The organism is Duganella rivi (assembly GCF_009857435.1).
In the GTDB taxonomy this organism is placed as follows: domain Bacteria; phylum Pseudomonadota; class Gammaproteobacteria; order Burkholderiales; family Burkholderiaceae_D; genus Rugamonas; species Rugamonas rivi.
Genome location: NZ_WWCK01000001.1, coordinates 369,750 through 382,049, shown reverse-complemented (window position 1 = coordinate 382,049; position 12,300 = coordinate 369,750). Strand labels below are relative to the sequence as shown.

The window sequence follows — 12,300 nt, the reverse complement described above, 5'->3', positions numbered from 1 at the left end:
GAAACGTCCTTAGAACTAATTGAGGGAATCCGGTAACCACACCAGCAGATCGGTGACGCCGATATCGATGCCCGCTTGCGTTAGCAGCGTGCTGGCTTGTCCACGATGATGTGTTTGATGGTTGAAGAAGTGCAGCAGCACACCGCCGAAGTGCTTGCGGTACAAGTCACCGCGCATGCTGCGGTATTCGAGGTGATGCGCTAAATCGGCTTCCGTGATCTGCGGAATCCATGCCTTGATGATGGCGTCTAATTGTTCGCGGTAGGTGCGCAGGGTGGCGAGATCGTCGCCGAAGGAGTGCGTGAGACCGGTCGGCTGCGGCAGATCGCGCGCGGCCTGCAATGCAGGGAAGCTGGCAGGATGTGTGCTGAATCGCTTGAGCCAAATTGTATCCGCCGCCAGCAGGTGGCTCATGGTGCCGAGCAGCGAGCCAAAGAAGGCCTTGCGGTCGGCTGCCAGTTCGCCAGGCGATAGCTGGACTGCTGCGTCGTACAGCTTTTGATTCATATCGGCGTTGTAGCGCGCCAGCAGGGCGAAGTACTCAGGTGTGCTCATTCAGTCAGCTCAGGATTGCGGCAGGATTCGATTTCAGGAACATCTTGTCGTTGATCTTGGCCAGCGCTTGCGCGTTATCGGCTTTGTCGAGTTGCGACAGCAGATCGTAAGAATGCGCATTCCCCGACGGCGTGGTCTGGTCGTCTTTCAGCTTGCCCAGCGTGTATTTGAGCACGCGGCTGGATTGGTTCGCCTGCATATCCAGCGTGGCCTTGGTCAGTACGCCCTTGTCGTAAGTGACGCTGGTGGTGCTGTTGGCCGAGTCGTCGATCAAGTTGTACTTGTAGTTTTGCGACTGCGGCGACAGGTCGAGCGCCAATGCCGCATCCGCAGATACCGGCGAGTGATAAGCCGCCTTCAAGTGCGACTGCTGCTGTTGCGAGATGCTGCGATCCAGTTGCGAGTGGCCGCTGATAAAAGTCTTCTGCGACAGCTCGTAAGCAAAAGTGTCCTTCTCCGTAACGCGCGCCGGATTGGACGCCACCTCGGTCTGTGCGAACGATGCGCTGAAATCGGCCAGCCCGGTGGTCATGGCGCGATCGCGGTCGGTCAGCAGGATGCTGCGCTGTGGAACCGCTGGCGTGCCGTAATCGCTATTCATATCTTTGAACGCGTCTTTGAACATATCGACCATGGCGCCGTTGGCTTGGCCGCGCGCGCCGGCTTGATCGACTTGCTGCATGTAGTTGTTCAAGGCCTTGGCCTGCTGTTCCTTGCTGCCCCACGCCGCAGGCTGGGTCAGATCGACGTTGATCTTGGCGCTGCCCGCAGGGCCGGCGAAGCTGAGCGTGCGCTGCGTGCCATCGGCGTGGAATTCCAGTTGCTGCGTTTCTTTCGGATTGATCTTGATCTGGCCTTTCAAATCCACCGCTGACAAAGCGCTGTGATCGAACTGCGTCAGGCCGGATAGATCGATGCGCGGCGGATCTTCGGTCAGGCCATCAATCGATTTTTGGAACGCCTCGGCCAACTTGCCCAGCGCCTTGCGCTCGCTGTCATTGAGTTTGCCGTCGCTGTGCGCTTCGATGGCGATGCTGCTATCACCCGCATCCAGCTTCAATTCCACTTTCACGCCGCTGCGAGTGGTGATGGTCAGCGCGATCTGGTTGTCGCCCATGCCATGCTGCGAAACCTGCGACGGCGATACCAGCATGTCGTAAGTATTGGCCTGCACGCCGTTGGGCGCTTGCTGCACCGATTGCGAAAAATCTTCGCCGTCGTACGCTACCTGCTTCAATAGCTCGCCGCCGATATTCTTCAAGCGTCCGGCGAGCGCTTGCTCGTTGAAGTTCTGCGCCATCATGGTGGCGGCGGTGCTGCGCGTGCGGTTTTCCCACACCAGCGCTTTGGCCGGCGCTTCGCCGGACGCGCCGCCCAGCGATACCACGGTGGATGAGCCGCCGCCTGCCGCATTGGCCGCGCCGGAAGTGGACGTGTAGGCGCCGGCGGTCGCGGGATTGGCGACAGCCGGCGTAGCCCGGTTCAGAGAAGTGATGGTCGTCATAGACCCATTATAGGCCGGTTTTAGCGGTGCAGTCTCACCGGCGGCAGCACACGCGCCCGCAGCCAGTCGGCCAGCGTGTGCGCCAGCATCGGCACCGTGCCATGCAGCTGCAGCAGGTGCTTTTGATATAGGAGCCGATACAGCACGCTGGCCATTGGCCCGGCGACGCGATAGCGCTTGCCGCTCACTGGCCCGGTCAGTGCGCCGACTGCCGCTTGCTGGCCGAGAGAAATCAGCGAGCCGTAGTCGTGATAGCGGAAGTCCGGGCGCGGCGTGTCTTCTTTGCGCGCCAGCAGATCGGCCAGGAACATGGCTTGCTGATGCGCGACTTGCGCGCGCGGCGGCGCCGGGCCTTTGACCGGACAGACGTAGTTGGCGCAATCGCCCAGCGCGTAGATGCGGCCATCGTTGGACGAACGCAGGCTGGAATCCACCATGATCTTCCTCAGGTGATTCACGCTGAGGCTCAAGGTGGCGCACAGCGGCGGTGCTTCCACGCCGGCGGCCCACAAGGCCAAGTCGGCGGGATAGACCGTGCCCTCGGCATCGGTCACCGCATCGGCGCTGACGCTGGCGACGCTGGTGGAAGTCATTACGTTGATGCCGAGCGAGCGCAGATGGCGCGCTGCACGCTGCGCTTGCAGCGGATCGAGTTGCGGCAGCAGGTGCTGGCCGCGTTCAATCACGGTGATGCGGATGTCCTGCTCGGGATCGAGTTCGTGCACGCGATAAGCGGCCAGCGTGCGCGCGGTGTTGCTCAACTCCGCCGCCAGTTCCACGCCGGTCGCGCCGCCGCCGACGATCACTACGTTGACTGGTTTTTTCCGTTCGCCGGCGCGGATGCAGGTATCGAAGAAGCGGCGGCGGAAATCTTCTGCATCGGCTACGCTGTCCAGCGTCAGCGCGTATTCCTCTGCGCCGGGCACGCCGAAGAAATTGGTGACGGAGCCCAGCGCCAGTACCAGCTTATCGTAAGCGAGAACGCGGCAAGCGCCATCGCCGCCGTCGCGTGGCGACAGGGTGATGGTTTGATGCGCGCGGTCGAGGCACAGCATATCGCCCTGCACGAATTCAAAATCGTGATCGAGCGCTTGTGCGCTGAACGGCAGTTCGTTCACTTGCGGATCGCACTTGCCGGAAGCGACGGTGTGCAGCAACGGCTTCCAGAAGTGGCCGGGCCAGCGATCCACCAGCAGCACGCGTGCGCGCTTTGCTGCGCCTAGCGTATCTCCAAGACGGGTGGCGAGTTCGAGCCCGCCCGCACCGCCGCCGACGATGACGATGGTTTCCATGATGCGCCTCCTGTATGAGTTAAAAAAACTATGCCGCTCGATGCAGCCCCGGTGCGGGGCGCTGCTGATCCGGCGTGTAGGGGCTGGCCTGCAATTCGTGCAGGGCGTCGAAAGTGATGAATTGGCGCGGGCGCACCACGTCGCCGCCATACGGTGCGACGGAGACAGTCCACAGGCCCGCATCGGCCGCCACACGCAGTGCGGGAACGGCGGTGTCGATAGCGATGGCGTCGTGCGGCGCTGCGCCGATAGCATGCAGTGCGTGAGCATACGGGCCTGCGCCGGCAGTGCTGTCGAAATTAACGCCGCCCGCGACCACGCTGAACAAGCTATTCACATCGGCGCCGAAGTAGCGCTCCAGCAGCGCGGAGGCTGCGGGTGCAGGTAGATCGGTCAGGATGCAGATTTTGCAGCCGGCTGCAGTGGCGTCTTCAATCAGCGCCAGTGCAGCAGCTTGCGCTTGCGGCGGGCGCGCGAGGATCAGTTGATGGAATTGGCGATGCTTATCTTCCAGCAGTTTCGCCACGCGCTGCTTATTGCGCGACAGCGGCGGCATGGCGACAGCGGAGCCGATGGCGCGGGCGTAACCGTGGGTAACGGCGGCAGCGCGCAGCGCCGGCAAAGTCCAGCGCACCGACAGGCCGGCGTTGGCAAACGCTGCGTTGCAGGCTGCAAGGTGCAGCGCTTCGGTATCGAAAAGAACCCCGTCCAAACCCATGAAGATCACGTCTATGCTCATCTCATTCTCGCTCAACGATGTCAGATGATTATGAATATAGAGGTAGAATCTGCAAAAGAAAAATTAAAGATTTTGGATTATCGATAAGGATTGTTTATGTATCACGCGAGTTTTCGCCAGCTACAGTCGCTGGTCTTGGTTGCGCGGCACGAGAGCGTGTCGCGCGCGGCGGATGCCATGCATCTCACGCAGCCCGCAGTGTCGTTGCAAATCCGCACACTGGAGGAGATTGCGGGCATTGCGCTCACGCGTAAAGTGGGTCGCAATATCCAGCTGACGGCGGCGGGCGAGGTGATGGCCGAATTCTCGGAGCGCATCCTGCGCTTATGGGAGCAGGCCACCGACGAACTGGCGGCGCTGCAGGGCGTCACCTCCGGTACGTTGCGCATCGGCGCGGTGACCACGGCGGAGCACTTGCTGCCGCCGATGCTGGTGCCGTTCACGCTGGAGCGCCCGGACGTGCGCCTCAAGCTCCAGGTGGGCAACCGCACGGAGATCATCAACATGCTGGCGCGGCACGAGATTGAGCTGGCCATCATGGGCACGCCGCCGCGCGAATTGCGCACCAATGCGGCCAAGTTCGCGCGACACCCGATGGCGTTTGTGGCCAGTCCTTCGCATCCGCTGATGAAGAAGAAAAAACTCACCCTCAATGACGTGATGGCGGCCAACCTGCTGGTGCGTGAACGCGGTTCGGGTACGCGCACGGCAGTGGAGAAGCTGCTGCGTGAACAAGGCCACGCGGCGGAATTCGGCTCCGAGGTATCGAGCAACGAGGCGATCAAGCGCATGGTGTCGGCGGGCCTTGGCGTAGGCTTCCTGTCGGTGCACGCCTGCGGTCTGGAGTTCGAGACCGGCTTGCTGGCAACGCTGCCGATCGGCCCGGTGGAGGGCGACTGGCACATCATGCACCTGACCGATCAGCCGATTCCCAAGGTGGCGGCGGCGTTCCAGGATTTCGTGATCGAAAACGGCCAGGATTTGGTGGCGCGCGAGCTGGAAGGCTTCTACAAAAAGCTGGGTAAGCGTAAGCCGTACCGGTAAAGCGACCAATACAGTGGTGCTAACTGTTTGCTAAAGTGTACTGGTGTGTGCCAGTACACTTAGCCGTACAATGCAAGCACACACTCCACACACGGATCTGCCATGTCGCCCGAATTGCTGCTGCCACTTTGTACCTTTGCCGCCGTCAGCTCCATCACGCCCGGCCCGAACAACACCATGATTCTTGCCTCGGGCTTGAACTACGGCTTCGTGCGTTCGCTGCCGCATTTGTTCGGCATTACCTGCGGCTTCACCTTCATGATTTTTGCGACCGGCATGGGCTTGCATGTGGTGTTCGAACAGTTCCCGATGCTGCAAACCATCCTCAAATACGGCGGCGCGATCTATCTGCTTTGGCTGGCGTGGAAGCTGGCGCATGCGGCGCCGATGACTGGCGAGCAGGCCAGCCTGTCCAAGCCGATGGGCTTTTTCGGCGCGGCTGCGTTCCAGTGGATTAATCCGAAGGCGTGGGTGATGGCCTTGAGCGCTTTGACTACCTATCTGCCGCAGGGCTTCACCGTGCTGGATGCGGCCACGCTGGCTGGCATCTTTGGCGTGATCGGCGTGTTCTGCGTCGGCGCGTGGGCCATGTTCGGCGTGGCGATGCGCCGTGTACTGCAAGACCCGCGCTCGGTGCGCATCTTCAATATCGTGATGGCGCTGCTGCTAGTGGCAACGCTGTATCCGATGCTGGCCTAGTGACGGGAGTGCGGCAGTCGCAATGCGTGCAGGCGGTTGCGGATCGCGTTTAGATCGGCAGCTTGCGTAGCCTGCTGCGCTAATAGATAGCCGCGCGCGAATTGAATCGCGCCGGAAGATTGCGGATGCTGCTGCGCCAGTTCTTGCAGCAGATGATCCGCCACCGCCAGGTCATTATGCTGCCCCAGTTCTTCCTGCACTGCGGCCAGCGCTTTTAAATAGGTATGCGTGCCTTTGCTGCGATACAGCGCATGGAAGAACTCCAGCGCGTAGCGGCTACGCTTGGCGGCGATGCGGGTGCGGTGGGCGCTGGCGGCGTCGCTGTCGTTCATGCGGTTGGCGCGCTTGATCAAGGACTTGTGCAAATGTTGCAGGCTCTGACGCGAAAACTGCATGGCCGAGCCGTTAAGCAGCGGCGCGGTCTGCAGCATCCATGATCCCATGGTCAGCATCAAGCGCGTGTAGCGCGGCGACAGCAAGGCTTGCGCAGCCTCGCTCCGTTTGGCGTGAGCCGTTTGCAGCGCCAATGATTGCAGTTCCATTTGCGAGGCATCCACGCGCGCCAGTGTGGAGGAGACCAGTACGTCCCAGTCACGCGCCGCGCCCAGTTCCGCGCCTAGCCAGTTGATGTCCTCTTGCAGCGCGGGCGGGCAGGGCGCCACCGTGTCGAACAGCTTGAGGGCAGAGCGCAATCGACGCACGCCCACGCGCATCTGGTGCAGTGTTTCGGGATCGTGGCCGTCGATGACTGCTATTTCGTTGCGTTGGATTTGTTCCAGGCAGTTGCCTAGCACGGCGGGCAGCGCGTCGCTCAGCGGCGCATCCACTTCCAGTGCCAAAGCCTGCGCGCGGAACGGTGCGTTGCCGGTTTCGCGCACCAGCATATAGCCGCGCTGCGCTTTGTTGATATTGCTGATGCGGAGCGGGATGTCGTCCAGCAGTTGCAGCGCGAACGCGTACAGGCCTGCGGGATCGCCTTCCTTCAATTCCAGTTCAATTTCGTTGACCGGCACCTTGTGCGCTTTGCGTTCGATGTGGCCGACGTCCAGCACCACCTCGATGCGGTTGCCGCCGATTTCCACATCCCACGAGTGGCGCTGCACGTCTACCACGAACAGCGGTTCGAGGCGATCCTTTAACTCCGGCACGTCCAGCATGGATAGCCAATGTTCGTCATCACCTACCATCTTGCGCAGCTTGCCGAGACGCGGCCATGGGCGATCAACCGGGCCTTCCCACTCGTTGCGGCTATGCAGGCCGCTTTGCACGCTGCCGCCGGCCTTCATGGTTTGTATCCACTCGCCGTCCACCTTGCGCACGCGCAGGCCTGCGCCGTGACGCAGCAGATGCAGATCCGGCGTATCGAAATAACGCGCAGTCAGTTGCTGCACGCGCGCGGGCGTGTCCAGCAGCGGGTGATGCAGCAGCTTGTCGTTATCCTCGGGCGCGAGTAACAGTTTGAGTTCGACTTCCATAAGACCAGTGTAGGCAAAAGCGATGTAACGCGGCGCACGCCTTCAAGCGCCGCGCGGCAAGGTTTGCAGCAACTGCGCCCATGCCGGGATGGCGGCGCGCCAGAAAGCATCGATACTTTCCGCTTGCACATCAAGGCCGAGGAAGCGGGCCGCTGGCAGCATGGCTTTTTGCAACAGCTGTTGCGGATCGCTACCGTCGTCGAAGGCGATAGCGCCGGTTTGCTTGGACATCTTGTCGCCGGCTTCGTTCAGCACCACCGGCACGTGCAGGTAGCTCGGCTGCGGCAGGTTCAGCACCTGTTGCAGGTACAGCTGGCGCGGCGTGGAATCCAGCAGATCAACGCCGCGCACGATGTCGGTGATGCCTTGCGCGCCATCGTCCACCACCACCGCCAATTGATAGGCCCAGTAGCGGTCGGCGCGCACGATGATGAAATCGCCCACTTCGGCGGTCAGGTCTTGGCTGGTGTGGCCGAACCAGCGGTCTTCAAACGACAGCACGCAGTGCGGCGATTGCGGTACCTTCACGCGCAGCGCGCGGCCCACCTTTCCGGGCGCGAGGCCGTGGCGGCAGGTGCCCGGATAGATCAGCGCCTGATTCGGGCCGGCGGCTGCGTTCACTTGCGAATCGGCGATCTCGCGGCGCGAGCAGCCGCAGGGATAGACCAGGTCGCCCAATTGCTGCATCGCTTGTTCGTACAGCGCGTAGCGCCTGGTTTGCCACGTCACTTCGCCGTCCCACTGCATGCCGCAGCGCAGGAGCGAGGCGAGGATATGTTCATCGGCGCCGGCGACATTGCGCGCGCCGTCCACGTCTTCAATGCGCACCAGCCATTGGCCTTGGTGCACCTTGGCGTCGAGATAGCTGGCGATGGCGGCCACCAGCGAGCCGATATGCAGGGGGCCGGTGGGCGAAGGGGCGAAGCGGCCGATGTAGGGAGAACGAGCAGTCATGCCCGCATTTTCGCATACAATGCGGACGCGGAAATCCCGCAACGATTACTTACGCCCACAGGACATCATGAAAAAAATGACAAAATCCTTCGCTGCCTCCGTGCTGGCCATGAGCTTTGCGCTGGCATTCCCTGCTCACGCCGACGCCGGCAAGACCGCCGTGGTGCAGGAAGCGCCGCTGCGCGCGCACCTCGCCTTCCTCTCCAGCGACTTGCTGGAAGGCCGTGGCACCGGCCAGCGCGGCGGCGATTTGACTGTGGCGTATCTGGAATCGCAGGCGCTGGCCTTGGGACTGAAGCCCGGTAATGGCGACAGCTTCCGCCAGTCGGTGCAGATCGCCGGCGTGAAAACGCAGCCGGCCGAGAGCACGCTGAAACTGGAAGCGGGCGGCAAGGCGCTGGATATCGCATTTGGCAAGGATTGGGTGTTTGCGCCGGGCGATGCGACTGCGTCGCACAGCTTTAACGCGGAGCTGGTGTTTGCTGGTTACGGCATCACCGCGCCGGACGAGAAGTGGAATGACTTTAAAGGCGTCGACGTGAAGGGCAAGATCATCGTCGTGATGGTCAACGATCCGCAGCCGACGGCGGAGCAGCCTAGCCGCTTCAACGGCAAAGGTCTGACTTACTACGGCCGCTGGAGCTACAAGTTTGAAGAAGCGCAGCGCCAAGGCGCGGCTGGCGTGCTGCTGATTCACACCACGCCGACGGCATCGTATGGCTGGAGCGTGATTCAAAATAGCTGGGCTGGTGTAGAGCGCTTCCAATTGGCGGCTGGTACGCTGGGCACGCCGCTGCAAGGCTGGATCACTGACGATACCGCGCGTGCGCTGTTCACGGCCTCAGGTCAGGATCTGGATGCGTTGCGCGCAGCGGCGGAGAAGGCTGACTTCAAGCCAGTGCCGCTGGCGGCCAAGCTCAATGGCGAGATGAAAGCGGCGGTGCGCAAAGTGGAGCAATTCAACGTATCGGCCGTGGTGCCGGGTACCGATCCTAAGCTGAAGGACGAAGTGGTGATTTACAGCGCGCACTGGGATCACCTCGGCAAGCAAGGCGATAGTGGCGATACCATTTTCAACGGCGCGGTCGATAACGCCTCCGGTTCGGCAGCCTTGCTGGCGATGGCCGAGCAGGCGCGCCGCTTCCCGGCAAAGCGCAGCCAGATGTTCCTGTGGGTCGCAGCCGAAGAGCAGGGCTTGCTGGGTAGCGCGGCGTATGCTTCGTCGCCGCTGTGGCCATTGGCGAAAACGGCGGCCAACCTGAATCTGGATAGCCTGAACTTTGCCGGCGCCACGCGCGACATCGGCGCACAAGGCAGCGAGCGCACCGAGCTTGGCAAGCTGGCCGAGGCGGCAGCGAAAGGCATGGGCATGCAAGTGGCCGAAGCCAAGCCAGATCTGGCGGGCGGCTACTTCCGTAGCGACCACTTCAGCTTTGCCAAAAACGGCGTGCCGGCGTTCTCGATCACCTCGGGCCGCGACTACCTCAAGGACGCTGAAGCGGCCAAGGCCAAGATGGCGGCGTACGGCAAGCGCTACCACCAGGCCAGCGACGAATACGATCCGAGCTGGGACTTGGGCGGCATAGTGCAGATGGCGCAATACACGCTCAACCTCGGCCGCCTGATCGCCAACGGCGCCAAGCTGCCCGAATGGAAAGCCGGCGACGCCTTCGCTGTGCCGCGTAACTAAAAATTCGGGGTCAGTTCTGCCAATCGGACACGGGCTCTACCGTAGCGAACGCTACGGTAGAGCCCGTGTCCGATTGGCAGAACTGACCCCGGTTTTAATGGAAGCCGACGGTGATGGTGGTGCCAGTCAGGTCGATGCCTTTGATGGAGATGCTGCCGAAGCTGCTGCCCTCGGTGCCTTTGACGCGGATGTTGTTGAAGGCGATTTCGCCGATCGAGGACGGCAAGCTTAAGGTCAGGCTGCCGTCTTTGTTGACGGTCGCCGCTGCTTTGGTCGGATCGTAGACGACGTTTTTCATCGTGGTGTCCGCTTCGAGGAAGCCCAGCACCGGATTGAGCAACTTGCTCATCTCGCTCACCACTTCCAGGTTATTGCTCTTGGCGTGTTTGACGGCGTTGACCAGGTCGTCGCTCAGGCCCTGGGCGGCGGTGTCGCCCAGTTCCTCGTCGCTCAGTGCGCGCAGGGCGCGGTTGCTGATGGGCGCGCTGGCGGTCAGCGCGGCGGCGGGCAGGGCGCTCGCTGCGTAGGTTTCCAGTGGCGCTAATAACGAGGTGGCAATCGCCGCCGCCATCCGCAAACGGCGCTGTTTGCGCAGGGCGTTTTCAATGTGCTCTTGCGTGATCAGGTTCAGCTCGGCAAAGATGTCACCCAGCCGCTGGCCAGTCTTGCGTTGCAGTTCGATTGCACTGGCCAGCTGTTCTTCGGTAATCAGCTTCTGCTTGACCAGCAGCTGACCCAGCATCGATTTATTTTGATTGCTCGATAGCCATCCCATCTTGTTCTCCTTTATGCCGATTTACGCGGCGTCGGCGCTTGCAGCACGTCCGGCCCCGGCCCTTCCTGATGCGCCAGGTGCTGGATGTCCGACGGCGCCATGCCGAACCAGCGCTTGCACGCCCGGTAGAACGCGCTTGGCTCCGAGAAGCCCAGCTGGAAGCTCAGCATTTTCAGCGAGAGTTCGCCCGCGCTCAGCGATTGCCGCGCCAGCTCGCGCCGGGTGTCGTCGACCAGGTTGGTGAAGCTGGTGCCTTCTTCCGCCAGCCGGCGCTGCAAAGTGCGCTCGCTCATCATCATTTGCGCGGCGACGTCGTCGCGGTGCGGCGGGCCTTTCGGCAGCAGGCTGGCCAGCAAGGCTTGCACTTTGGCGCTGAAGGTCGGCGGTTGCGCCGCCGCCAGCGTTGCTAGTACGCGCTCGCCGCCGCCATCCACCAAAGGCGGTGTGGCTGGCAGGGCCGCCACCAGGTCGGTGTCGGAAAATTCCATCACGTTGTGTGGCATGTTGAAGCGTACCGGGCAGCCGAAGGTCTCTTCATAGACGTGCGCATTGGCCGGCGCCGGGAAGGCGTATTCGACCACCACCGGCGCGATGTCGTCGCGTCCGGCCGCACAGCGCAGGGACCGCAGCAGCACGCACCAGACGAAGTCGTAGCGCTGCTGCGGCACTTCGCGCCGCGCACCGGGCAGCACCAGGCCGACGCGCGTGTGGCCGTGGCAGCGCTCGATCGAGCTTTGCACGGTCGGCGATACCAGCATGATGTGACCCATCACGCCGAGCCAGCCGAGCCGGTGCGGCGCCGAGATTTTCAGCCCGATCAGCGGGTCGCCCGATTGCTGCACCAGCAACTCCCACAGGTGGCTTAGTTTGTCGGACAGCGTGAGCGCGTCGCAAGCGATGCCGTCGCCTTCGTCCAGGCCGGCCTGCGCGAACAGCGCTTCTGCTTGCACGCCGGATTGCGCCAGGCGCGATTTCACGCCGCGCACCAAATGCAGGGCGGAAGAGTACGTCATGGCGTGACCGCGGTACGCAAACGCAGGCCGATTTTTTCTTTCAGGCCTTGCAGCTTGGGATCGATCACGGCGCGGGTGTCGGCCGCCACGCCTTCGCCCAGGGTCTTTTGCATTTCCGGCAGCATGGCTTCAAATTTTTTCTTCACCGGCGATTCGAGGATGGCGATCAATTGCTTGAGTTCTTCCTCGCTGTAGCGCTCGGCCAGCAGCGGAGCGATGGTGGTCGGAATCAGCTTGTCGGCGCTGGCGCGGGTGATCGGCGTGGCGTCGGCCATGAAGGCCTTGGCTTCGCCGACGATGTCGTTCATGGCGGCGTCGCGCTTCTCCGGCGCGGCGCGGCCTTGCAGCATGGCGCGCGCCTGTTGCACCGCGTCGGCCACCGGCACTTGCAGCATCGATTGGCCGATGGTGTCGATGTTCCACAGTTTGAGAACCTGGTCGACCAGCGCTTGCTTGGCCGGCGAAACCGGCGCGGCCGCGTGCGCGCTCAGGCAGGCTGCGCTTAAGGCCAGCAGCATCAGGCCGTGTTTTGCTTTTGTCATTTGTGCTCCTCCAAGTAA

At 62.3% G+C, this 12,300-nt stretch carries 12 protein-coding genes; 3 read left to right on the top strand and 9 right to left on the bottom strand.

Features of this window, described 5'->3' with window-relative positions; genetic code table 11:
• Positions 1 to 15 precede the first annotated feature (15 nt).
• The 4 genes from GTP45_RS01920 to GTP45_RS01905 are packed head-to-tail and all read right to left on the bottom strand — an operon-like array spanning position 16 to position 4,090.
• Positions 16 to 555, bottom strand: a complete 540-nt coding sequence (locus GTP45_RS01920) for a DinB family protein (protein ID WP_161012188.1) — start codon at positions 553 to 555, stop codon at positions 16 to 18.
• A 4-nt stretch (positions 556 to 559) separates the two neighbouring features.
• Positions 560 to 2,059: a hypothetical protein gene (locus GTP45_RS01915; protein WP_161012187.1), complete on the bottom strand. Its 1,500-nt coding sequence runs from the start codon at positions 2,057 to 2,059 to the stop codon at positions 560 to 562.
• A gap of 20 nt (positions 2,060 to 2,079) precedes the next feature.
• Positions 2,080 to 3,351: an NAD(P)/FAD-dependent oxidoreductase gene (locus tag GTP45_RS01910; protein WP_161012186.1), complete on the bottom strand. Its 1,272-nt coding sequence runs from the start codon at positions 3,349 to 3,351 to the stop codon at positions 2,080 to 2,082.
• A gap of 28 nt (positions 3,352 to 3,379) precedes the next feature.
• Positions 3,380 to 4,090 (bottom strand): HAD family hydrolase, encoded by a 711-nt coding sequence (locus GTP45_RS01905; RefSeq protein WP_161012185.1) that lies wholly within the window; start codon positions 4,088 to 4,090, stop codon positions 3,380 to 3,382.
• Between the two features lie 96 nt (positions 4,091 to 4,186).
• On the opposite strand from GTP45_RS01905, the gene GTP45_RS01900 reads away from it, so the two are divergent.
• On the top strand, positions 4,187 to 5,134 hold the full coding sequence (locus GTP45_RS01900; protein WP_161012184.1) for a LysR family transcriptional regulator: 948 nt from the start codon (positions 4,187 to 4,189) through the stop codon (positions 5,132 to 5,134).
• 102 nt (positions 5,135 to 5,236) lie between these two features.
• A complete protein-coding gene (locus GTP45_RS01895; protein ID WP_161012183.1) occupies positions 5,237 to 5,833 on the top strand; it encodes a LysE family translocator in 597 nt (198 codons plus the stop codon).
• Here GTP45_RS01895 and GTP45_RS01890 read toward each other — a convergent pair.
• A complete protein-coding gene (locus tag GTP45_RS01890) occupies positions 5,830 to 7,308 on the bottom strand; it encodes a CYTH and CHAD domain-containing protein (RefSeq protein WP_161012182.1) in 1,479 nt (492 codons plus the stop codon). The genes GTP45_RS01895 and GTP45_RS01890 overlap by 4 nt on opposite strands.
• A gap of 42 nt (positions 7,309 to 7,350) precedes the next feature.
• Positions 7,351 to 8,262, bottom strand: coding sequence for a tRNA glutamyl-Q(34) synthetase GluQRS (gene gluQRS / locus GTP45_RS01885; RefSeq protein ID WP_161012181.1), 912 nt, complete (start codon positions 8,260 to 8,262; stop codon positions 7,351 to 7,353).
• A gap of 67 nt (positions 8,263 to 8,329) precedes the next feature.
• Between gluQRS and GTP45_RS01880 the strand changes: the two genes are divergently transcribed.
• Positions 8,330 to 9,952 (top strand): M28 family peptidase, encoded by a 1,623-nt coding sequence (locus GTP45_RS01880; RefSeq protein WP_161012180.1) that lies wholly within the window; start codon positions 8,330 to 8,332, stop codon positions 9,950 to 9,952.
• Between the two features lie 94 nt (positions 9,953 to 10,046).
• Here GTP45_RS01880 and GTP45_RS01875 read toward each other — a convergent pair whose 3' ends face one another.
• Genes GTP45_RS01875 through GTP45_RS01865 form a run of 3 tightly spaced genes read right to left on the bottom strand, consistent with a single transcriptional unit; the run spans position 10,047 to position 12,282 of the window.
• Positions 10,047 to 10,727: a cyclic di-GMP-binding domain-containing protein, MshE-related gene (locus GTP45_RS01875; RefSeq protein ID WP_161012179.1), complete on the bottom strand. Its 681-nt coding sequence runs from the start codon at positions 10,725 to 10,727 to the stop codon at positions 10,047 to 10,049.
• An 11-nt stretch (positions 10,728 to 10,738) separates the two neighbouring features.
• Positions 10,739 to 11,740 (bottom strand): AraC family transcriptional regulator, encoded by a 1,002-nt coding sequence (locus GTP45_RS01870; RefSeq protein ID WP_161012178.1) that lies wholly within the window; start codon positions 11,738 to 11,740, stop codon positions 10,739 to 10,741.
• Positions 11,737 to 12,282 (bottom strand): DUF2059 domain-containing protein, encoded by a 546-nt coding sequence (locus GTP45_RS01865; protein WP_161012177.1) that lies wholly within the window; start codon positions 12,280 to 12,282, stop codon positions 11,737 to 11,739. Before GTP45_RS01865 ends, GTP45_RS01870 begins: the two co-directional genes overlap by 4 nt.
• Positions 12,283 to 12,300 lie beyond the last annotated feature (18 nt).

Coding starts and splice junctions, on each gene's coding strand:
- GTP45_RS01915 (WP_161012187.1), bottom strand. CDS start 2,059: ATGACGACCATCACTTCTCTGAACCGGGCTACGCCGGCTGTCGCCAAT.
- GTP45_RS01895 (WP_161012183.1), top strand. CDS start 5,237: ATGTCGCCCGAATTGCTGCTGCCACTTTGTACCTTTGCCGCCGTCAGC.
- GTP45_RS01890 (WP_161012182.1), bottom strand. CDS start 7,308: ATGGAAGTCGAACTCAAACTGTTACTCGCGCCCGAGGATAACGACAAG.
- GTP45_RS01905 (WP_161012185.1), bottom strand. CDS start 4,090: ATGAGCATAGACGTGATCTTCATGGGTTTGGACGGGGTTCTTTTCGAT.
- GTP45_RS01900 (WP_161012184.1), top strand. CDS start 4,187: ATGTATCACGCGAGTTTTCGCCAGCTACAGTCGCTGGTCTTGGTTGCG.
- GTP45_RS01870 (WP_161012178.1), bottom strand. CDS start 11,740: ATGACGTACTCTTCCGCCCTGCATTTGGTGCGCGGCGTGAAATCGCGC.
- GTP45_RS01865 (WP_161012177.1), bottom strand. CDS start 12,282: ATGACAAAAGCAAAACACGGCCTGATGCTGCTGGCCTTAAGCGCAGCC.
- gluQRS (WP_161012181.1), bottom strand. CDS start 8,262: ATGACTGCTCGTTCTCCCTACATCGGCCGCTTCGCCCCTTCGCCCACC.
- GTP45_RS01920 (WP_161012188.1), bottom strand. CDS start 555: ATGAGCACACCTGAGTACTTCGCCCTGCTGGCGCGCTACAACGCCGAT.
- GTP45_RS01875 (WP_161012179.1), bottom strand. CDS start 10,727: ATGGGATGGCTATCGAGCAATCAAAATAAATCGATGCTGGGTCAGCTG.
- GTP45_RS01910 (WP_161012186.1), bottom strand. CDS start 3,351: ATGGAAACCATCGTCATCGTCGGCGGCGGTGCGGGCGGGCTCGAACTC.
- GTP45_RS01880 (WP_161012180.1), top strand. CDS start 8,330: ATGAAAAAAATGACAAAATCCTTCGCTGCCTCCGTGCTGGCCATGAGC.